Consider the following 18,122-nt stretch of genomic DNA (forward strand, 5'->3'; position numbering starts at 1 on the left):
TGACCTTCTGATGCGCAGGTTAACGCAGGCTTGAGGTCAAGGTAAGTGCGTCAGTTGATCACCCGAAGTTTGCCAGCGCCGGAAAAGTCTCCAGCAACCACCAGCTGAAGCGGGTGAAAAGCCCGGTTATCAGCATGATGCCCACAAACAACAGCAGGCCGCCCATGACCTTCTCGATCGTGCCCATATACGGTTTGATCCGGTTCATCACGGTCATCGAGCGATTCAGGAACATGGCTGCCAACAAGAACGGAATACCCAAGCCCGCAGCGTAAACACCCAGCAGAAACGTGCCACGCGCGACCGACGCTTCGTTCGCCGCCAATGACAGGATCGCCCCCAGTTGTGGCCCAATGCACGGGGTCCAGCCGAATGCAAAAGCAAGGCCAAGGATATAGGCACCAAAGACCGAACCACCGGAATCGCCGGTTTCAATCCGTGCTTCGCGATCCAGAAAAGGAATCCGGAAGACATTCAGAAAGTGAAGGCCAAAGACGATGACGACGGCACCGGACAGCTTGGCGAACAGCACCTGATTTTGCAGAACAAACGCACCAAAGGCCGATGCGGTAAAGCCAAGCAGCAGAAAGACGGTCGACAGGCCCATGACAAAGAACAGCGCCGACATGGTCGCCTTGCGCCGCGCGCGGGCCTCGTCCTGCATCTCATGTATGGTAACGCCGCTCATATACGCCAGATAAGGCGGTACGATGGGCAATACGCAAGGCGACAGAAAGCTGATCAAGCCACCCAGTAGCGCGACGAACATGGCGGGCAGAAGTCCCGCGTCTATGATTTCGATTCCGAACATGTTTCTGCACATATGTGATGAAGAGCGATCCGTCACGGGGCCAAACGGTCACATCCTCGTGCACGGAATCTGGACAATATTACAACTTCACCCTATCCCGAAAATCATGTCAGAAATTTCAGATACCCTGGACGCCTTGGGCCTGTTGTGCCCCTTGCCCGTCCTGAAAGCCCGCAAACGACTGAAATCCATGCCGGACGGCGCCGTTCTGCGGGTTCTGGCCGATGATCCTGCGGCCATCGTGGATGTTCCGCATTTTTGTGCCGAGGCCGGGCATAGACTGCTTTCGCAGGACACTGACGGCGCACATCAGATCTATCTGATCCAAAAATCCAGCTGACCTTTGTTTCAGGTCAAAAAAAGGCGGGCCAATCAGCCCGCCTTTTTCGTTAACTTCCCAGCGACCACCAACCGCGTCGTTTGGGCTTGGCCGGTACAGGCTCAGGCTCTTCCGCTACGCCTTCAAGCACTGGCTCGGTTGTTGCTTCTGCTGGCCCGTCTTCGGCAGGATCGTCGGTTTCCGTAATTTCAGAGGCTTCTACAGCTTCCGCAGATGGCTTTTCCGCCTCATCCGCTTCTTCAACCGCTGGTGCCGCATCCACACCGTTTGCAGGTTGCTCTGCCGACAGCGAAGCATCAGCCTGTACTTCGGCTGGTTCGGCGACCACCTCGACCTGCTCCGCCACGTACTCGGCGCTTTCGCTCGCGATGCTCTCACCGGTTTCCTCGGCTGCCGGTTCTTCGGTCACGGCGTCCGCTGTCATGACGGCAGGTTCTTCAGACTGTTCCGCAACTTCTTCGGCAACCGCGTCTTTCTTGCGACGACGCGGGGCGCGTTTGCGCTTGGGCTTGGCCGGTTTTTCTTCCTCCGAAGCCTCAGCTTCAGCCGGTTCAGCATTTTCAACGACAGGCGTATCGCCCTCTGCGTCTTCTTGTGCGGGCGCTTCACCCTCTTCAGCGATCTGCTCGGGCGCATCGCCATTGCCCGAGCCTTTCTTGCGGCGACGACGGCGGCGCTTGCGCTTGGGCTTTGCCTCTTCTTCGGTCTGAACGGTTTCCTCTTCGGCCTCTTCCGCGTCCGATGAATCGACAAGATCCATCAGTGACGCATCAACAGAAACAACGGGCGCCGTGGCCTCGGGAACGATCCGGCTGGCCGTCTTGAACTTCTCCATCGAGAAGTCCGGGCTGACCAAATGGATATCCCCTTCGATCCTCACCGAAAGCCCATACCGCGCTTCGATCTGCGCAATATGTTCTCGTTTCTGGTTCATCAGGAAGTTGGCGATGCTGACAGGGCAGCGCACCAAGACTTCGCGCGAACGGCGACGGGTACCTTCCTCTTCGATCTGACGCAGGATCGACAAGGCCATGTTGTCGTCCGAGCGGATCAGGCCGGTGCCGTGACAGGCCGGGCACGGCTGTGTCGTTGCCTCGATCATGCCGGGGCGCAGACGCTGACGGCTCATTTCCATCAAGCCAAAGCCCGAAATACGCCCCACCTGGATTCGCGCACGGTCGGTTTTCAACCGCTCTTTCATGCGCTTTTCAACGGCCGCATTATTCTTGCGCTCATCCATATCGATGAAATCGATCACGATAAGACCGGCCAGATCACGCAGGCGCAACTGGCGTGCAACCTCTTCAGCGGCCTCAAGGTTGGTCTTGAGTGCGGTTTCCTCGATCGACCCTTCCTTGGTGGCACGGCCCGAGTTCACGTCGATCGCCACCAGCGCTTCCGTCACGCCGATCACGATATAACCACCGGATTTCAACTGTACGGTCGGGTTGAACATCCCCGCCAGATAGCTTTCCACCTGATAGCGCGCGAACAGTGGCAGCGCATCTTCATACCGTTTCACGTTCTTGGCGTGAGACGGCATGATCATCTTCATGAAATCCTTGGCGATGCGGTACCCGCCCTCGCCTTCGACCAAGACTTCGTCGATATCGCGGTTGTAAAGATCTCGGATCGACCGTTTGATCAGATCGCCTTCTTCATAAATCTTTGCCGGCGCGATGGATTCCAGTGTCAGCGCCCGGATCTGTTCCCACAAGCGCTGAAGGTATTCATAGTCGCGCTTGATCTCGGACTTTGTTCGCTTGGCCCCGGCGGTTCGAATGATCAAACCCGCCCCGGTCGGCACATCGATATCCGTTGCGATCTCTTTCAGTTTTTTCCGGTCCGCCGCATTGGTAATCTTGCGGCTGATGCCACCGCCACGTGCGGTATTGGGCATCAAAACACAATACCGTCCTGCCAGCGAAAGATAGGTCGTCAGCGCAGCACCCTTGTTTCCGCGCTCTTCCTTGACAACCTGCACCAGCAGAACCTGACGTACTTTGATGACTTCCTGTATCTTGTAACGACGCGGACGCGGTTTGCGCGGCGGCCGAATGTCTTCGCTGTCATCCTCATCGGCAACCGATTCAATCGATGCGTCTTTAGATGCAGCGTCCGTGCTTTGGCTGTCGCTACCGTCCTCATCCGCGTCCAGTTCATCATCCGCAGCTTCAACAAGTTCTTCTGTTTGCTCGGGCTCGGATTGGGCTTCTTCCCCTTCCGATTGAACCTCTTCACCGGTTTCCACTGCCTCTTCGGCCTGGTCCTCCGCGTCGTCGTCCGACGCCTCGACAGCCTGTTCAGTGGCTTCCTCGGCTACGTCGTCTAACGCAGCCTCATCCGATGCGGTTTCGGTTGCGTCATCAGTGGCCGGCGCGTCATCGTCAACTGGCTCCTCTACCGGAGTTTCAGCGACGACTTCCATCGGCGACGTTCCTTCCGGAACCTCAACACCTGCTTCTTCACCCTCGTCCAGATCGATGGTTTCCATGCCGGTTGGTTCGGTCGAAACCTCCATCGTTTCAACCGGATCATCCGATTTCACGTCAGCAGCCTTCGAGCGAGACCGAGACCGCCGCTTCTTGGATTTGGCCTCTTCTGCCTCATCGCGCGCCTTCATTGCCTCGGCATAGGCGCGCTCTTCCTCCATCAGCGCCTCACGGTCGGCGACGGGGATCTGGTAATAGTCCGGATGGATTTCCGAGAATGCCAGGAAACCATGCCGGTTCCCGCCATAGTCTACAAAGGCCGCCTGAAGCGATGGCTCAACCCGAGTTACTTTTGCAAGATAGATGTTGCCGGCAAGCTGGCGTTTGTTTTCGGATTCAAAATCGAACTCCTCGACCTTGTTTCCGTCAACCACCACGACGCGGGTTTCCTCCGCGTGGGTGGCATCGATAAGCATTTTCTTAGCCATTTGTCCTTGGTGCACCGCGCCAAACGCGTTGTCCTGACCTGTCCAGGCGGACAGGCGCTTTTGGGGAGGTGTCTTGTCAGGGCGATATCAGACGGCGCGCGGCAGGGTCTGGCGCTGTGGCCCCCTGCCCGTTCTCTCAATCGTTGCGCGCGCGTCATCGCGGTTCTTCTCCGACAGGTGCGTCTGAACGCTGCCTGCCCATTTATTCCTTTCGCCCGGGGATCCCGGGCTCAGGTACTCCACTGCCCCTTCAGGGGCATAATCGGTCTGCTGAACCGCGAGGTCTTGACCCTCACCAACGGATCAGCAGCGAAACTCAAAGATTCGGGACTTGCAGGCGTCAAATTCGCCCGGCCCGTTCCGCCACAATAAAAGCAACCCTGTGGAAAAGACAATGGGCAAACTGCATTCCGCCCCCAAACCAACGGTGCAGCCCCCTTCATCTGGCCAAAAATATCCCGGGGGAGGCGCCACAGGCGACGGGGGCAGAGCCCCCAAATCGCATCGCTTACAGATAGTCCGACCGCTGAAGGCCGTATTTGGCCATCTTCTCGTTCAGCGTCCGGCGAGGAAGGCAAAGCTCGTCCATGACGGACGCAATCGAGCCTTTGTGCCTGCGCATCGTGTTGTCGATCAGCATTCGCTCGAACGCTTCGACATATTCCTTCAACGGCTTGCCCTCGGTCGTCATCACCGGCTGCATCTCTTCGTGATCGGACATCAACAGAGACGCGATGGTGCCCGAGCCACGGCGCGACTGAAGCACCGCCCGTTCGGCAATGTTGATCAACTGACGCACATTGCCGGGCCAAGGGGCCTGCAACAGTTGCGCAGCCTCCTGCGCGCTCACCTGGGGTGCATCGCAACCGTATTCCTCGGCAAACTGCTCACTGAGGCGGGTGAACAGGGTCAGGATATCTTCGCCCCTCTGCCGCAACGGCGGCATTGTGATGCGCAGCGCCGCCAGGCGATAGAACAGGTCCGGGCGCAGCACGTCTTCCGACGTCTTGCCCGCCTCCTGCAGGTTCGAGATGGCAACGATCCGGGTCTCCGCAGGTGTGCCCTGCTCGTTCATCACGCTCAGCAGCTTGGCCTGCAACGTATCGCTCAACGCTTCCACATCTTCCAGAACCAGCGTTCCGCCCCGCGCCTCTTCGATGGCAGGCAGTTGCGCATCCTCTGGCATCATGGGGCCAAAGAGACGCTTGGCCAGTGCATCCTCTTCAAGCGCGGCGCAGGACACCAGGACAAATTTCTTGCCTGCACGGCTGCCAACGGCATGAAGCGCGTGAGCCACAAGTGTTTTCCCGGTACCGGTTTCACCGTCGATCAACACATGGCCGTCGGCCTGGCCGAGATCCAGAATATCCTCGCGCAGCCGCTCCATGACCGGGCTGGCACCGATCAGCTTGTTCATGATCTGCGTGCCACCGGACAGCTCGCGCCGCAGCGCACGGTTGTCCAGTGTCAGTCGGCGCGCATTGCTGGCGCGTTTGGCCAGCTCGGACATACGGTCTGGATTGAACGGTTTTTCAAGGAAGTCAAACGCGCCAACCCGCATCGCCTCGACCGCCATCGGAACATCGCCGTGACCGGTGATCATGATCACCGGCAGGGTGCTGTCGGCTCCCATCAGCTTTTTCAGAAGCTGAATGCCATCCATACCCGGCATCTTGATGTCCGAGATCACGATCCCCGGATAATCCGGCCCCAGAACCTTGAGCGCATCTTCCGCGCTGGCAAAGGTTTCCGTGTCATATCCGGACAAAGCAAGCCATTGGCTGATCGATTGGCGCATGTCCTGTTCGTCATCCACAATGGCAATTTTCATGGCCTGTGCCATAGTCATTCCTCGTTATTCCGCGGCCTCGAGGCCGTCGCTTCCCAGTGCTGGCAACTGCATTTCAAACACCGCACCGCCGTATTGGCCGTTGCGCGCAGTCAGCCGTCCCCCATGGTCGTTCACGATCCCCGACGAGATGGCAAGCCCCAGCCCAACTCCATCTCCGGGTTGTTTGGTGGTATAGAACGGTTCGAACAGGTTCTCGATATCTTCGATCCCATGCCCGTTGTCGCGCACGGTCAGCACAGCCGTGTCACCCGCCGCCAGGATGATTTCCACATCCGGCTCTGCCACTGATTTGGTGGCGTCCAGCGCATTGCGCAAGAGGTTGACCATCACCTGCTCGATCCGCATCCGGTCCCCCATCACCACCACCGGTTCTTCCGGCAGGATCTGGGTGATCTTCACATGGCGCTGGCGCAGCTGCGGTTCCATCATCGACAAGGCCGAGGCCAGCGCTTCGCCAAGATTTACAGGTGAAAACGCATCCGCCCCCTTGCGGGCGTAAGATTTGAGCTGCCGCGTAATCGCCCCCATCCGTTCAATCAGACCATCGATGCGCCCGAAACTTGCCAACGCTTCTTCCGGCCGGTTTCGACGCAACAGCAGACGGGCGCCGGCCAGATAGGTTTTCATTGCAGCCAGCGGTTGATTCAGCTCGTGACTGACGGCCGCTGACATCTCACCCAGAGCAGCAAGTTTCGAGCTTTGGGCAAGGGTCTGTTCGGCCAAATCCAACGTCTTTTCAACCCGTTCGCGCTCAGCGATTTCCCGCTGTAGCCTGGCGTTCAATGCGCGAAGCTCTGCCGACTCGCGCTGAAACAGGGTCATGCGCAACGTCGCGCGTCGGCTCAGCGCGTAGAACGCCAGTGCCAGAAGAATCGCAAAGCCCATGATCTCGAGCGCCAGAACGCTGTTCACTTTCTCGCGGATCGAGGCATAGGTCGTGAATGATGTCATTTGCCAGCCGCGGAACGGGATGCGCGTTTCCAGACGCATTACCGCCTCGCCTTGAAGGTAGGCGTCAGGCGGCAAAGCGGTCCAGTCGGTCGTTGCGCGAATGGCCCGCTGGATCGCCCCTTGCGGCGGTTGACGCAGCAGGGCCGCCCCCTCATCCAGACCCCGCCAGCGCGGTTCGGTGGACAGAATGATGGTTCCGGTGCTGTCAGTGACCATCACCGCATCCGAAATACCGGCCCATGCCTGTTCAAACTTTTGCAGATCAACTTCGACAACGATCACGCCAAGTATTTCCGCGCTGTTTTCAAGCCGGCGGGAATAGACAAAGCTGTATCCGCCGGATTCCTTGGGAATAACGGAAAAGATCGTCGCATTTGACCGGATCGCGTCCACAAAATAAGGAATATTCCGGTGCGCCTCACCCAGCCTGTTCCGGTCCGTCGCCGCAACCGTTCGCCCGTCTCCATCCAACAGCATCAACGACGCCGCACCGATTTCCTCTACGAACGAAATCAAACGCTGCGTCGACAGCGAATAGTCCCTGGATTGCAGTGCCGAAATCAGGGTCGGGTCCCGCGCCAGCAACTGGGGCACGATCGAGTTGCGGCGCAGTTCGCTCAGCAAATTGCCGGAATACAGCGCAAGGCGCAGCTCGGCCCGGTTGCGGGTGGATTCGGTGAACCTGTCGGTCAACAAGCGGTTGGTGGTCCAAACCGTTGCGATTGTTGCCACCATCAAAACAAGAACAGCCAGCCGCAGCCGCCACCCCAACGGGGCGCCGCGAAACGGTTTCAGCAGCTTTGACCAGCCTGATCGCACGTCCGAGTTCATGATCAGACGTTACGCGCGGGCGCGCGTGACCTCAAGTCACGCCGCTTCAAACACACCTGACAATGCGCGGAACAGCGCCGCCCCGTCGGTGCCGCCATGCCCTTGATCGGCCGCGCGTTCGGGGTGCGGCATCATGCCCAGAACACGACGGTTTTCGGAAAGGATCCCCGCGATATCACCGACCGAGCCATTGGGGTTCTCGGTATAGGTGAATGCGATCCTGTCCTGATCTCTCAACGCCGCCAGCGTTGCGTCATCAGCGAAATAGTTGCCGTCGTGATGCGCGATCGGAATACCTATCACGTCGCCCGCATTGTAGCCGCCGGTAAACACGCTGTCGCTGGTTTCAACTTTCAGGCCCACAGTCTTGCAGATGTATTTCAACCCGGCATTGCGCAACAGCGCCCCCGGCAGGATCCCCGTTTCCGTCAGAACCTGAAATCCGTTGCAAATCCCCAAGGCGTAACCGCCGCGTTCGGTGTGATTGATCACGGCCTTGCAGATCGGAGATTTCGCGGCAATTGCACCACAGCGCAAATAGTCGCCATAGGAAAAACCACCTGGGACGCCCACGATATCAATGCCTTTCGGCAGCGCGGCATCCTTGTGCCAGACCATGTCGACCTGAAAACCGGCCTGCTCGAAAGCGACCGCAAGGTCTCGGTCACAGTTTGATCCGGGGAAAACGATTACGGCTGCGCGCATGGCGGGCCCTCCTACGAGACAAAATCGGTGACGACCGCAACGCCCGGAGGGGTTGGATGGTCAAAGGCGGCAAGCTCGGCGCTCACCTGGTTGAGAGATATTTTTCGCGTGACCAACGGGCTCAGGTCAATTCCGCCGCCCGCGATCAGCGACAGCAAAGACGGATAGCGCCAACTTGGCATGCCGCGCGTTCCGAAGACGGAAAGCTGACCGGAATAAAGAACATCCATCGGTAACGCCATCTGCGTGTGATCCCCGGCTGGCATCCCGATCTGCACCATGCGCCCCATTTTACGCAGGGAACGCATTGCGGAAACGGTCGTCACTTCAACGCCAAGCGCCTCGATCGCGACATGGGCACCGCCACCGGTGAGATCCTTCACCGCCTGCGGCGCATCGCAGGTTGCCGCATTGACCACCGCGTCAGCGCCCAGAGCCTTGGCATAATTCAGTTTATCATCCGTGATGTCGACAACCACGACACGTGCGCCAAGCGCCTTGCCCAGCAGCAAAGTGGAAATCCCGACACCACCGCCGCCGAAGACGGCAATCCATTCACCGCCCTGCACCTGTGCCCGTCCGACCAATGCCTGCCAGGCTGTCGTCACGCGGCATCCCAACGCGGCCGCGATGTCCGGCGCTATGCTGTCCGGCAAGGGCGTCAGGTTCGCATCGGCATGGGCCACCGCGACATATTCCGCAAAAGCGCCGTCACAGGTGAACCCCGGTACAACCTGATCGGGGCAGATCGTCTGATGACCCTGCGCACAATCCGGACACCGGCCGCAAGCCAGAATGAAAGGTGCGATCACCCGATCCCCGACACGCCACCGGGTGACGCGCGCGCCGACGGAAACCACCTCTCCGCAATACTCATGCCCGGGGGTGATGGGCAAGACGACGTCCGGGTCCGAACCAGACCACGCGTGCCAGTCTGACCGGCACACGCCGCAGGCCAGCACCCGCACGACCACGCCGTCCTCCGCAGGTGCGGGGTCCGGGATCGTCGTTACCTCGAGCGGCTGTCGGGAGGTGATCAGACGCGCGGCCCGCATTCCATCAGACCAGTTCGATCTCGTAGCGTTCGATAACCGTGTTGGCCAACAGCTCTTCGCACATCTCGGTCACATCTGCTTCGGTCGCGCCGTCGGCCAGTTCAAGGTCGATCACCTTGCCTTGGCGGACACCTTCGACCTGATCAAAGCCCATTGCACCCAATGCGTGCCGAACTGCTTCGCCCTGCGGGTCCAGCACCCCGTTCTTGAGCATCACATGAACCCGTGCTTTCATTTTGGCAACTCCACCTGCGGCCCGCAATCCGAGGCCCATTTCGTTGCGCGGGGGATAGCGCGCCAAATGGCTTTCGACAACCCTGTTTGCAAAGCAGTTTGCCGCAGCAATCCAACTATCCGCCTTCTTTGGCCAATCCCGGATAATGCGCGTCAATCGCATGGAACGTGCCGGTCAGAACCATCTCGACCGCGACGGCGACCAGAAGGATTGCCATGATCCGGGTCAGGACATTGATCAATGTCTCACCCAACAGGCGCGAGATCTGATCTGCGAACAACAATCCCAGCCCCACGATCGCGCAGGCAATAAGGATCGCCGAACCCAGCGTCACGATTTCGGCGCCGTTCGACAGTTGGTGCGAAAAAACGATCGTGATGGCAATCGTGCCCGGCCCGATGGTCAAAGGTATCGCCAGCGGTACGACGGCGAAATTCAGTTTCCGCTCGTGCCCGTCTTCCATCGCGGCCTGATCGCCCGGTGGCCGGTCTTCGGCCTTCAACATCGACATCCCGATACCGAAAATGATGATCCCCCCGGCAATCCGGAAAGCCGGCACATCAATGCCGAACACCCCAAGCACTTCTTCCCCGATCACGACAGCGGTCAGAGCAATGACGGTAACCGAGATCATGACAACAACCGCAACGTGGCGGCGTTCAGCCGCCGAGCAGTTCTTCGTCATGCTCAGAAAAATCGGGATGTTGTAAAGCGGATTGAAGATTGCAAGCACGGCGGCCAGAAACTTCAGAAATACTGTCTGATCAAACAGTTCCGCCATTTGACACCCATCCTGAACCTTTTGCGCCTGCCCGTGGCAAACATGCTTGGGAAACGGGAAGCTGTCAAATTCAACCGCGAACGAAAAGGCGCCGCAAACACGGTTGCGGCGCTTTGGCGAGGTTCCGACCCAACCCTGCTCAGTTGATCAATGTCGGTTTGGTGACATTGTTGCTGGGCAGGACACCCAGTCGGCGTGCAACTTCGGAATAGGCGTCGGTCAAACTGCCCAAATCGCGGCGGAAGACGTCCTTGTCCAGTTTCTGGCCGGTTTCGATATCCCACAGGCGGCAGCTGTCAGGGCTGATTTCGTCAGCAACGATCAGTCGCTGATAGTCGCCTTCAAACACGCGGCCGATCTCGATCTTGAAGTCGACCAGACGAATGCCCACCGCCAGCATCACACCGCTCATGAAATCGTTCACCCGCAGGGCGAGGCTGAGGATATCGTCCATGTCCTGCTGGCTGGCCCAGCCAAAGGCGGCGATGTGTTCTTCCGTGACAAGCGGATCACCCAGCGAATCGTCCTTGTAGCAGTACTCGACGATCGGGCGCGGCAGTTGCGTGCCCTCTGCAATGCCCAGGCGCTTGGACATCGATCCGGCGGCATAGTTGCGCACGATCACTTCCAGCGGAACGATTTCGCAGTTGCGAACCAGCTGTTCACGCATGTTCAGGCGGCGAATGAAGTGGTTCGGAATGCCGATCTGGGTCAGGCCGGTCATGAAGAATTCGGACAGGCGATTGTTGAGCACACCCTTGCCGTCAATCACGTCCTTCTTTTCCGCGTTGAAGGCGGTGGCGTCATCCTTGAAATACTGGACGATCGTGCCCGGTTCGGGGCCTTCGTACAGAATCTTGGCCTTGCCTTCATAGATTTTCTTGCGACGCGCCATAAGCGACCTTTCCACTCTGCACAGAGGGAATGAGTCCCCTCACGTTGGCGTCCTCATAGTCCAAGCACCCTTTTCCCGCAAGTTCATGTACCCGAGAGGCTTTGACGCAGCGCAAATCCCTTGCGCAAGAGACGTCGTATAGTCATATCATCAGGAAAGAAGATGTAACCCAAGAGGTCCTTACCCTATGACCACGTTCGACGAACGCGAAAACGCCTTTGAAGCCAAATTTGCCCATGATGAAGAGATGCAGTTCAAGGCACAAGCCCGCTGCAACAAGCTTTTGGGTCTGTGGGCTGCTGAAAAACTGGGTAAATCCGGTGCCGACGCCGATGAATATGCAAAGACGGTCGTGATTTCCGACTTCGAGGAAGCCGGGCACGAAGATGTCGTACGCAAGGTTTCGGGCGATCTGGGCAACCTGTCCTCGGACGAGGAAATCCGCGCAAAAATGGCCGAGCTACTGCCGGAAGCCAAGGCACAGGTCCTGAGCGAGACCAACTGAGCCTAGGGCGTCTGACTCATGATCTTCATGAGTTTTATGAATTTGATTTGACGCCTTGGTCATGAGACACGGGGCGTCTCTTTTTTTAACGGCGTTTTGCGCCTTTTCCTGGAACAACCGTATGACAAACGCGCTGAGCAAGCTTCTGGAATCCAATGACGCCATTCTGGCCGATGGTGCCACGGGAACGAATCTGTTCAACATGGGCCTGCAATCTGGTGACGCTCCCGAACTCTGGAACGTGGATGCCCCGGACAAGATCCGGGCTCTGTATCAGGGGTCGGTTGATGCAGGCAGCGACCTGTTCCTGACAAACACATTCGGCGGCACGGCGGCACGGCTGAAACTGCATGACGCGCACAACCGCGTGGGCGAGCTGAACCGCATCGGCGCCGAGCTGGGACGCGAAATCGCCGACAAGGCCGGACGACCAGTCGTCGTTGCAGGATCGGTCGGCCCAACCGGGGAAATCATGGAACCGGTCGGCAGCCTGTCGCACGCGGAAGCCGTGGAAATGTTCCACGAACAGGCGGAAGCGCTGAAAGAAGGTGGCGTGGATGTTCTGTGGGTGGAAACCATCAGCGCCCCCGAAGAGTTTCGCGCCGCCGCCGAAGCCTTTGCCCTGACCGACATGCCCTGGTGCGGCACAATGAGCTTTGACACGGCCGGACGCACGATGATGGGTGTCACCTCGGCCGATCTGGCCCAGTTGGTCGAAACCCTGCCGAATCCTCCCATCGCCTTTGGTGCAAATTGCGGCACCGGCGCGTCCGACATTCTGCGCACCGTGCTGGGCTTTGCCGCGCAAGGCACTGAACGCCCACTGATCTCGAAGGGCAATGCAGGCATTCCGAAATACGTGGATGGTCACATCCATTATGACGGAACGCCTGAACTGATGGGGCAGTATGCCGCCATGGCGCGGGATGCCGGCGCGACCATCATTGGCGGGTGCTGCGGAACCATGCCCGACCACCTGCGCAAGATGCGTGAGGCGCTGGACATCATGCCGCGTGGTGAACGCCCGACGCTCGATCAGATCACTGATGCGCTGGGTCCGTTCACATCCGCCTCGGACGGGACGGATGACGATGCGGCACCGGAACGCCGCACACGCCGCCGCCGCCGCGCATGATGTCAGCCTGATCAGCGCCCTTCGAATTTCGGAGGGCGTTTTTCCATGAAGGCCACGACACCTTCGGCAAAATCCCTGGAGCGGCCACATTCGCCTTGCAGGTGCGCCTCGGTCGCAAGCTGCTGTTGCAGGGTGTTTTCATACGTTCCGCGAATGGCCCGCTTGATCGCGCCGTAGGCGGCCGTGGGTCCTTTTGCCAGATACCCTGCCCTTTTGCGCCAATGATCGGCGAAAGCGTCATCCGGCACGGCTTCCCAGATCATGCCCCATTCATCCGCCTGCTTTGCAGTGATCTTGTCGGCAAACAAGGCCGCGCCCATCGCTTTGGCCAACCCCATCTGACGGGGCATGAACCATGTTCCCCCGGCATCGGGAAGCAGACCGATACGGGCAAATGCCTGAAGAAAATAGGCGCTTTCCGTGGCAATCACCACATCGGCACAAAGGGCAAGGTTCGCGCCTGCCCCGGCCGCCGGTCCGTTCACCGCGGCAATCGTGGGTACCGGGCAATTGTGGATCGCTTCCAACATCGGTTCGTATTCATCGCGCAGCGACCGTTCCAGATCGATCTTGCCGGTTGAAGACGCATCACCCAGATCCTGCCCCGAACAAAACGCGGGACCAGCACCGGTGATGACGACACAGCGCGCCTTGACCGCTGCATCTTTCATGGCGTGCGTAATTTCTGCGCGCATCTGGGTGGTCAGCGCGTTCATCTTGTCCGGCCTGTTCAGCGTCAGAACTGCCAGACCGTCTGCAATCTCCAGAGCAACCTTTTCGTAATTCATGAAAACCCTCCCGTCGCGCCATGTGTTTTTGCACACTTACTGGCCCGGACGGGACGGGAAAAGCAGAACCACGCGTCAGTCTTCAAGAATTTGACGCAGACGTTCTTTTTCGTCCTCACTCAACGCGACAGAGTCCACCGAAGCACGGGCCTTGGCCCGGGTGCGGAGAAAGTTCAGCCCAACCGCGGCAGCGATCAACAGCATGATTGGCCCGGCCAGCCACAAAAACAGGTTCGAGCCGCTGGCAGTCGGTTTCAGAAGTACGTATTCGCCATACCGGTCAACGATAAATGCGATCGCCTGTTCATCCGTATCCCCAGCCACCAACCGTTCCCGCAACAACACGCGCAGATCACGCGCCAGATCCGCGTTGCTTTCGTCGATGCTCTCATTGCGGCACACGAGGCAGCGCAGCCCGGCGCTGAGATCCCGCGCCCGCTGTTCCAGAACCGGATCATCCAGCACTTCGTCGGGCTGCACCGCAAAGACGGGTGTTGCGAGCATCATCACAATCAGAACAAGGCGTTTCATTCCGCAGGTACTCCGCCGACCGGGGTTTTTCTTGCGCCTGCGGCCACACGGAAGCGCCTGTCACACAGGCTCAGGACACCGCCAAGCGCCATTAGGATACAGCCGCCCCAGATCCAGTTTGCCAGCGGCTTGATATAAGTTCGCATCACCCAGCCACCATCTGCCTGTCGATCGCCGATCACGACGTAAAGGTCCCCGAGGAAACGATAATCGATAGCCGCTTCGGTCGTGGGCATCCGCGCAACGGGGTAATCCCGCTTTTCGGGATGCAATGTCCCGATCGGGCGGCCATTCTTTTCAATCAGAACATCCGCCGTGGTCGAGAAATAGTTCGGCCCTTCAACCTGACGGACGTCTTGCAATGTCAGCGTGAACTGTCCGACTTCGAAAGGTTGGTTGAGTTGGGCGACGCGAATATCCTCGTCCTCCCACGCAGTCAGACCTGCGATGGCAAAGATGGTAACTCCCAGCCCGGTATGAGCGACGGCTTTACCCCAATCCGCCCCCGGCAGACGGAGCAAGCGTTTCAGGCTGCCATTGCGCCCCGTACGGCTCCACAGATCAACGATGGCGCCAAACGTAATCCACGCCCCAAGGAACAGACCCACCGGCCCCAAAGCGCTGCGGCCGGTCTGCATCGCCCAAACCAGCAAAGCAATCGCCAAGGCCAGACCAAAGGCATAGCGCAGCGACCAGGCCGTTTTTCCAATCCGTCCCCGTTTCCACGGCAACATGGCCCCAATGGGAAGGATCAATCCCAACAAAACCATGAAAGGAGAGAATGCTGCATTGAAAAACGGAGCCCCGACCGAGAGTTTGCGATCAAACATCATCTCGGCCACCATCGGCCACATGGTGCCGACAAAGACCACGAAACAGCTGACCGCCAGCAGGACATTGTTTACGATCAGCGCGCTTTCGCGGCTGACCATGCCGAAGACACCCTTGGCCTCCATCGCCTGCGCCCGCGCGGCAAACAAAGTCAGCGCCCCACCGATGAAAACCACCAGAATGAACAGGATGAACACCCCGCGTTCCGGGTCATTGGCAAAGGCGTGAACCGAGGTCAGCAACCCCGAACGAACGATGAATGTCCCGATCAGCGAAAACCCGAAGGCAATGATTGCCAGCAGGATGGTCCAGCTTTTCAGCGCCTCGCGCTTCTCGACAACGATTGCCGAATGCAGCAGTGCTGCCGCCAGAAGCCACGGCATGAACGAAGCGTTCTCAACCGGGTCCCAGAACCAGAAACCGCCCCAGCCCAGCTCATAATAGGCCCACCAGGACCCCAGCGCGATACCGATGGTCAAAAACACCCAGGCAGCAAGTGTCCATGGGCGAACCCAGCGGCCCCATGCCGCATCGATACGCCCTTCGATCAGCGCGGCGATGGCAAAACTGAATGCCATGCTCAGCCCCACATAGCCGAGATACAGAAATGGCGGGTGGAAGGCCAAACCGGGATCCTGCAACAGCGGGTTCAGATCCCGCCCGTCAAACGGCGCAATTGCCAGCCGGTCAAACGGGTTCGAAGTCAGCAGAATGAATGCGAAAAACGCGACCGCGATGGATGATTGTACCGCCAGCACACGCGCCTTCAGGCTTGGGGGCAACCCGCCCCCGAAGAAAGCTGCCATCGCTCCGAACAGAGTGACAATCAGCACCCACAGCAGCATCGACCCCTCGTGGTTCCCCCACGTCCCGCTGATCTTGTAGATCATCGGCTTGGCCGAATGACTGTTTTCGACCACGATCCGCAGCGAAAAATCCGACATTATGAAAGCCCAGATCAGCGCACCGAAAGAAAATGCAGTCAGCAGGAACTGGACGATGGCAGCAGGCTCGGCAAAAGCCATCCAGCCGGTCCAGTTTTTTGACGCACCGATCAGAGGCACCACGCTTTGCACGATGGCGACGAAAAAGGCGAGGATAAGGGCGAAGTGGCCAAGCTCTGTAATCATGCCCCGGAATATACTCCGAGGCCGAACCGGGGGCCATTAACTTTCGCATGATCCGGGGGCACATAGTGTCGCGGGTCAAAGCCCCCGAAGCTTGCGCCAATCGGTCAACGCTGGATTCACGTCAGGAATCGAGGCGTTCTGTATCAGGTTGGCATCGGGGCCGGGGTTGGCGACGCCCGGGCTGTCGCTGCGCATGGCCCGCACCGTTTCTATGTTCTCCATGACCGTCGGCAGGCGTTGCATGGCTGCGCCTATATCCCGCTGAAAATCCTGCATTTTGCTCTGATGGCGCGCGCCAAAATAGAAAGACACAATCACGCCCAGCAACCACCAAAGAGGTTCCGGCACCAGTGCAATGCCCTGCATGCGTTCGGCAAACCAAAGTGGATCCACCATTGCGGCAACAAACAATCCCAGCGTTCCAAGCGCCAATGCCGGGCGCGGCAACCGGTTCACACCATCCATGACGCGGTCGAACAGGCCTTTTTGAGGAACCACGAACTCTCCGCCGAACTGCATCATTGCCTGGCTTTGCAACGCTGTTGCTCTCTCAGCACGGGACTCGGCGTTTTCCCGGTATATTTCAACCGTCTCACGCACAGCGTTGCGACCGCCCCCGAACAGCAGTGCCAATACCCCCGAGATCAACCCCATGCCGCAACCCTTTCCTTGAATTCACTTTCCGTCAGACGATAGCGTGGCGACAGAAACTCTTCGGCCCGTTTGATCCAGCCTCCTTTGCCACCAGATCGGGTGCGCGCGTATTTTCTGGATGCCGGGCGTTTGTCGGCGAGCCGAAAATAATAGTTCCGCCGCGCCACGCCGTACGCATCGCGCAACGCGTTGGGATCAGGTCGGGCCGCGTCTTCGCACGCCTGCGCCGTTTGCGTGCCGATCACGCCATCTACCACGACGTCAAACCCCATTTCACGCAAAAGCCGTTGCAGGATTGTTACTGCTTGCGCACCGGCATTGACGTACATGTCAAAGACAGGGGCGTGCAGAATATCCGGCAACAGCGCGATGCGTGGCTTTTCAAAGTAGTGCTGAACAAAGATATCGACCGCCTCGCGCTGAGTAAGCGCCCGGACATCCGCCACGTCAACCAGCCCATCGCCGGACAGATCCAGTCCAAGCCTGCGCATCGTGTGGATCGTGACACCATATTTGGTTGCCCCGCCCGGATCGTCCGGGTCATTCACGAATTCGCCTTCCCGACGCACAATTTCCTTGGCAATCTGCCGAACCGTTTGCATAGCGCCCTCATTTCGCTGAATGGCACTGACGATCCCGAAAAAGAATTAACAAGCCTGAACGACCAAGGGCGCTGCCCGCATCCCGCGCGCAACGCCCTCAACATGGATATTGGTCAGGTCAGCTTTCTTCAGCCTCTTTGTAGACGCCCTGCTCTTTCAACGCGTCCACGACTTCCTTCGGCATATAGGTTTCATCATGTTTGGCAAGAATTTCAGTGGCTTCAAACACACCGTTCACGTAACGCCCGGTGCCGACCATGCCCTGATTTTCCGAAAACAGATCAGGCAGAACCCCGGTGAAAGAAACCTTGACGCTTTCGCCGCCGTCGGTGACGACAAAATGTACGGTTTCGCCCTGCCCACGGATGATCGAACCTTCTTCGACCAGGCCGCCAATCCGAAAGACCTCGGTCGGCTTGGGCGGTTCGGCAATCACCTGGCTTGGCGAGCGGAAAAAGTTGATCCCGTCGCGCATGGCATAGCCAATCAACGCCGTCGATGCCACCAAGGCAACGATAGCTACCAGAATGACTTGTACTCGGCGACGTTTCTTGAGCGTTTTCATACCGT

At 58.7% G+C, this 18,122-nt stretch carries 18 protein-coding genes; 3 read left to right on the forward strand and 15 right to left on the reverse strand.

Features of this window, described 5'->3' with window-relative positions; translation table 11 throughout:
* Positions 1-58: 58 nt before the first annotated feature.
* The gene (locus AC2FFD_RS16695; RefSeq protein WP_210092321.1) at positions 59-811 is read right to left on the reverse strand and encodes a cytochrome c biogenesis CcdA family protein; all 753 of its coding nucleotides are present in this window, start codon (positions 809-811) and stop codon (positions 59-61) included.
* 106 nt (positions 812-917) lie between these two features.
* Between AC2FFD_RS16695 and AC2FFD_RS16700 the strand changes: the two genes are divergently transcribed.
* Positions 918-1,151, forward strand: a complete 234-nt coding sequence (locus tag AC2FFD_RS16700) for a sulfurtransferase TusA family protein (RefSeq protein ID WP_210092320.1) — start codon at positions 918-920, stop codon at positions 1,149-1,151.
* A 49-nt stretch (positions 1,152-1,200) separates the two neighbouring features.
* Here AC2FFD_RS16700 and AC2FFD_RS16705 read toward each other — a convergent pair whose 3' ends face one another.
* From AC2FFD_RS16705 to purC, 8 genes are all read right to left on the reverse strand, one after another.
* Positions 1,201-4,071: an Rne/Rng family ribonuclease gene (locus tag AC2FFD_RS16705; RefSeq protein ID WP_496873599.1), complete on the reverse strand. Its 2,871-nt coding sequence runs from the start codon at positions 4,069-4,071 to the stop codon at positions 1,201-1,203.
* A 508-nt stretch (positions 4,072-4,579) separates the two neighbouring features.
* Positions 4,580-5,914 carry a sigma-54-dependent transcriptional regulator gene (locus AC2FFD_RS16710; protein WP_050603452.1) on the reverse strand — a complete coding sequence of 445 codons (1,335 nt, stop codon included), beginning with the start codon at positions 5,912-5,914 and terminating at the stop codon, positions 4,580-4,582.
* 12 nt (positions 5,915-5,926) lie between these two features.
* Positions 5,927-7,609, reverse strand: coding sequence for a sensor histidine kinase (locus AC2FFD_RS16715; RefSeq protein WP_371809329.1), 1,683 nt, complete (start codon positions 7,607-7,609; stop codon positions 5,927-5,929).
* Positions 7,610-7,741: 132 nt separating this feature from the next.
* Complete coding sequence (gene purQ, locus AC2FFD_RS16720) at positions 7,742-8,410, reverse strand: phosphoribosylformylglycinamidine synthase subunit PurQ (RefSeq protein WP_425078215.1); 669 nt, start codon at positions 8,408-8,410, stop codon at positions 7,742-7,744.
* An 11-nt stretch (positions 8,411-8,421) separates the two neighbouring features.
* Positions 8,422-9,465, reverse strand: coding sequence for a zinc-dependent alcohol dehydrogenase family protein (locus AC2FFD_RS16725; RefSeq protein ID WP_496873600.1), 1,044 nt, complete (start codon positions 9,463-9,465; stop codon positions 8,422-8,424).
* A 4-nt stretch (positions 9,466-9,469) separates the two neighbouring features.
* Positions 9,470-9,700, reverse strand: coding sequence for a phosphoribosylformylglycinamidine synthase subunit PurS (purS, locus tag AC2FFD_RS16730; protein WP_496873601.1), 231 nt, complete (start codon positions 9,698-9,700; stop codon positions 9,470-9,472).
* Positions 9,701-9,815: 115 nt separating this feature from the next.
* Complete coding sequence (locus AC2FFD_RS16735; protein WP_496873602.1) at positions 9,816-10,481, reverse strand: MarC family protein; 666 nt, start codon at positions 10,479-10,481, stop codon at positions 9,816-9,818.
* Between the two features lie 139 nt (positions 10,482-10,620).
* Positions 10,621-11,376 (reverse strand): phosphoribosylaminoimidazolesuccinocarboxamide synthase, encoded by a 756-nt coding sequence (gene purC / locus AC2FFD_RS16740; RefSeq protein WP_117869044.1) that lies wholly within the window; start codon positions 11,374-11,376, stop codon positions 10,621-10,623.
* A gap of 187 nt (positions 11,377-11,563) precedes the next feature.
* Here purC and AC2FFD_RS16745 point away from each other — a divergent pair, with 187 nt between their 5' ends.
* Both AC2FFD_RS16745 and bmt read left to right on the forward strand, forming a co-directional pair.
* On the forward strand, positions 11,564-11,881 hold the full coding sequence (locus AC2FFD_RS16745; RefSeq protein ID WP_480684385.1) for a DUF1476 domain-containing protein: 318 nt from the start codon (positions 11,564-11,566) through the stop codon (positions 11,879-11,881).
* Positions 11,882-12,002: 121 nt separating this feature from the next.
* The gene (gene bmt, locus AC2FFD_RS16750) at positions 12,003-13,016 is read left to right on the forward strand and encodes a betaine--homocysteine S-methyltransferase (RefSeq protein WP_496873603.1); all 1,014 of its coding nucleotides are present in this window, start codon (positions 12,003-12,005) and stop codon (positions 13,014-13,016) included.
* A gap of 11 nt (positions 13,017-13,027) precedes the next feature.
* Here bmt and AC2FFD_RS16755 read toward each other — a convergent pair whose 3' ends face one another.
* From AC2FFD_RS16755 to ccmE, 6 genes are all read right to left on the reverse strand, one after another.
* Positions 13,028-13,804, reverse strand: coding sequence for an enoyl-CoA hydratase-related protein (locus AC2FFD_RS16755; protein WP_496873604.1), 777 nt, complete (start codon positions 13,802-13,804; stop codon positions 13,028-13,030).
* Between the two features lie 75 nt (positions 13,805-13,879).
* Positions 13,880-14,335 carry a cytochrome c-type biogenesis protein gene (locus tag AC2FFD_RS16760; RefSeq protein ID WP_425078214.1) on the reverse strand — a complete coding sequence of 152 codons (456 nt, stop codon included), beginning with the start codon at positions 14,333-14,335 and terminating at the stop codon, positions 13,880-13,882.
* Positions 14,332-16,296: a heme lyase CcmF/NrfE family subunit gene (locus AC2FFD_RS16765; RefSeq protein WP_496873605.1), complete on the reverse strand. Its 1,965-nt coding sequence runs from the start codon at positions 16,294-16,296 to the stop codon at positions 14,332-14,334. The genes AC2FFD_RS16760 and AC2FFD_RS16765 overlap by 4 nt, the downstream gene beginning before the upstream one ends.
* Positions 16,297-16,371: 75 nt before the next feature.
* Positions 16,372-16,950: a holin family protein gene (locus AC2FFD_RS16770; protein ID WP_496873606.1), complete on the reverse strand. Its 579-nt coding sequence runs from the start codon at positions 16,948-16,950 to the stop codon at positions 16,372-16,374.
* The gene (locus tag AC2FFD_RS16775) at positions 16,941-17,552 is read right to left on the reverse strand and encodes a holin-associated N-acetylmuramidase (protein ID WP_496873607.1); all 612 of its coding nucleotides are present in this window, start codon (positions 17,550-17,552) and stop codon (positions 16,941-16,943) included. The genes AC2FFD_RS16770 and AC2FFD_RS16775 overlap by 10 nt, the downstream gene beginning before the upstream one ends.
* 118 nt (positions 17,553-17,670) lie before the next feature.
* A complete protein-coding gene (ccmE, locus tag AC2FFD_RS16780; RefSeq protein WP_170344431.1) occupies positions 17,671-18,117 on the reverse strand; it encodes a cytochrome c maturation protein CcmE in 447 nt (148 codons plus the stop codon).
* Positions 18,118-18,122: the final 5 nt, after the last annotated feature.

It is taken from the genome of Ruegeria sp. YTSC002 (genome assembly GCF_059609845.1).

What these genes read in the sequence shown, in the direction of transcription:
- AC2FFD_RS16765 (WP_496873605.1), bottom strand. Translation starts at nt 16,296, where the DNA reads ATGATTACAGAGCTTGGCCACTTCGCCCTTATCCTCGCCTTTTTCGTC.
- AC2FFD_RS16755 (WP_496873604.1), bottom strand. Translation starts at nt 13,804, where the DNA reads ATGAATTACGAAAAGGTTGCTCTGGAGATTGCAGACGGTCTGGCAGTT.
- AC2FFD_RS16715 (WP_371809329.1), bottom strand. Translation starts at nt 7,609, where the DNA reads ATGGTGGCAACAATCGCAACGGTTTGGACCACCAACCGCTTGTTGACC.
- AC2FFD_RS16745 (WP_480684385.1), top strand. Translation starts at nt 11,564, where the DNA reads ATGACCACGTTCGACGAACGCGAAAACGCCTTTGAAGCCAAATTTGCC.
- purQ (WP_425078215.1), bottom strand. Translation starts at nt 8,410, where the DNA reads ATGCGCGCAGCCGTAATCGTTTTCCCCGGATCAAACTGTGACCGAGAC.
- AC2FFD_RS16760 (WP_425078214.1), bottom strand. Translation starts at nt 14,335, where the DNA reads ATGAAACGCCTTGTTCTGATTGTGATGATGCTCGCAACACCCGTCTTT.
- purC (WP_117869044.1), bottom strand. Translation starts at nt 11,376, where the DNA reads ATGGCGCGTCGCAAGAAAATCTATGAAGGCAAGGCCAAGATTCTGTAC.
- ccmE (WP_170344431.1), bottom strand. Translation starts at nt 18,117, where the DNA reads ATGAAAACGCTCAAGAAACGTCGCCGAGTACAAGTCATTCTGGTAGCT.
- AC2FFD_RS16695 (WP_210092321.1), bottom strand. Translation starts at nt 811, where the DNA reads ATGTTCGGAATCGAAATCATAGACGCGGGACTTCTGCCCGCCATGTTC.
- AC2FFD_RS16725 (WP_496873600.1), bottom strand. Translation starts at nt 9,465, where the DNA reads ATGCGGGCCGCGCGTCTGATCACCTCCCGACAGCCGCTCGAGGTAACG.
- AC2FFD_RS16770 (WP_496873606.1), bottom strand. Translation starts at nt 16,950, where the DNA reads ATGGGGTTGATCTCGGGGGTATTGGCACTGCTGTTCGGGGGCGGTCGC.
- AC2FFD_RS16710 (WP_050603452.1), bottom strand. Translation starts at nt 5,914, where the DNA reads ATGGCACAGGCCATGAAAATTGCCATTGTGGATGACGAACAGGACATG.
- AC2FFD_RS16700 (WP_210092320.1), top strand. Translation starts at nt 918, where the DNA reads ATGTCAGAAATTTCAGATACCCTGGACGCCTTGGGCCTGTTGTGCCCC.
- AC2FFD_RS16775 (WP_496873607.1), bottom strand. Translation starts at nt 17,552, where the DNA reads ATGCAAACGGTTCGGCAGATTGCCAAGGAAATTGTGCGTCGGGAAGGC.
- bmt (WP_496873603.1), top strand. Translation starts at nt 12,003, where the DNA reads ATGACAAACGCGCTGAGCAAGCTTCTGGAATCCAATGACGCCATTCTG.
- AC2FFD_RS16705 (WP_496873599.1), bottom strand. Translation starts at nt 4,071, where the DNA reads ATGGCTAAGAAAATGCTTATCGATGCCACCCACGCGGAGGAAACCCGC.
- AC2FFD_RS16735 (WP_496873602.1), bottom strand. Translation starts at nt 10,481, where the DNA reads ATGGCGGAACTGTTTGATCAGACAGTATTTCTGAAGTTTCTGGCCGCC.
- purS (WP_496873601.1), bottom strand. Translation starts at nt 9,700, where the DNA reads ATGAAAGCACGGGTTCATGTGATGCTCAAGAACGGGGTGCTGGACCCG.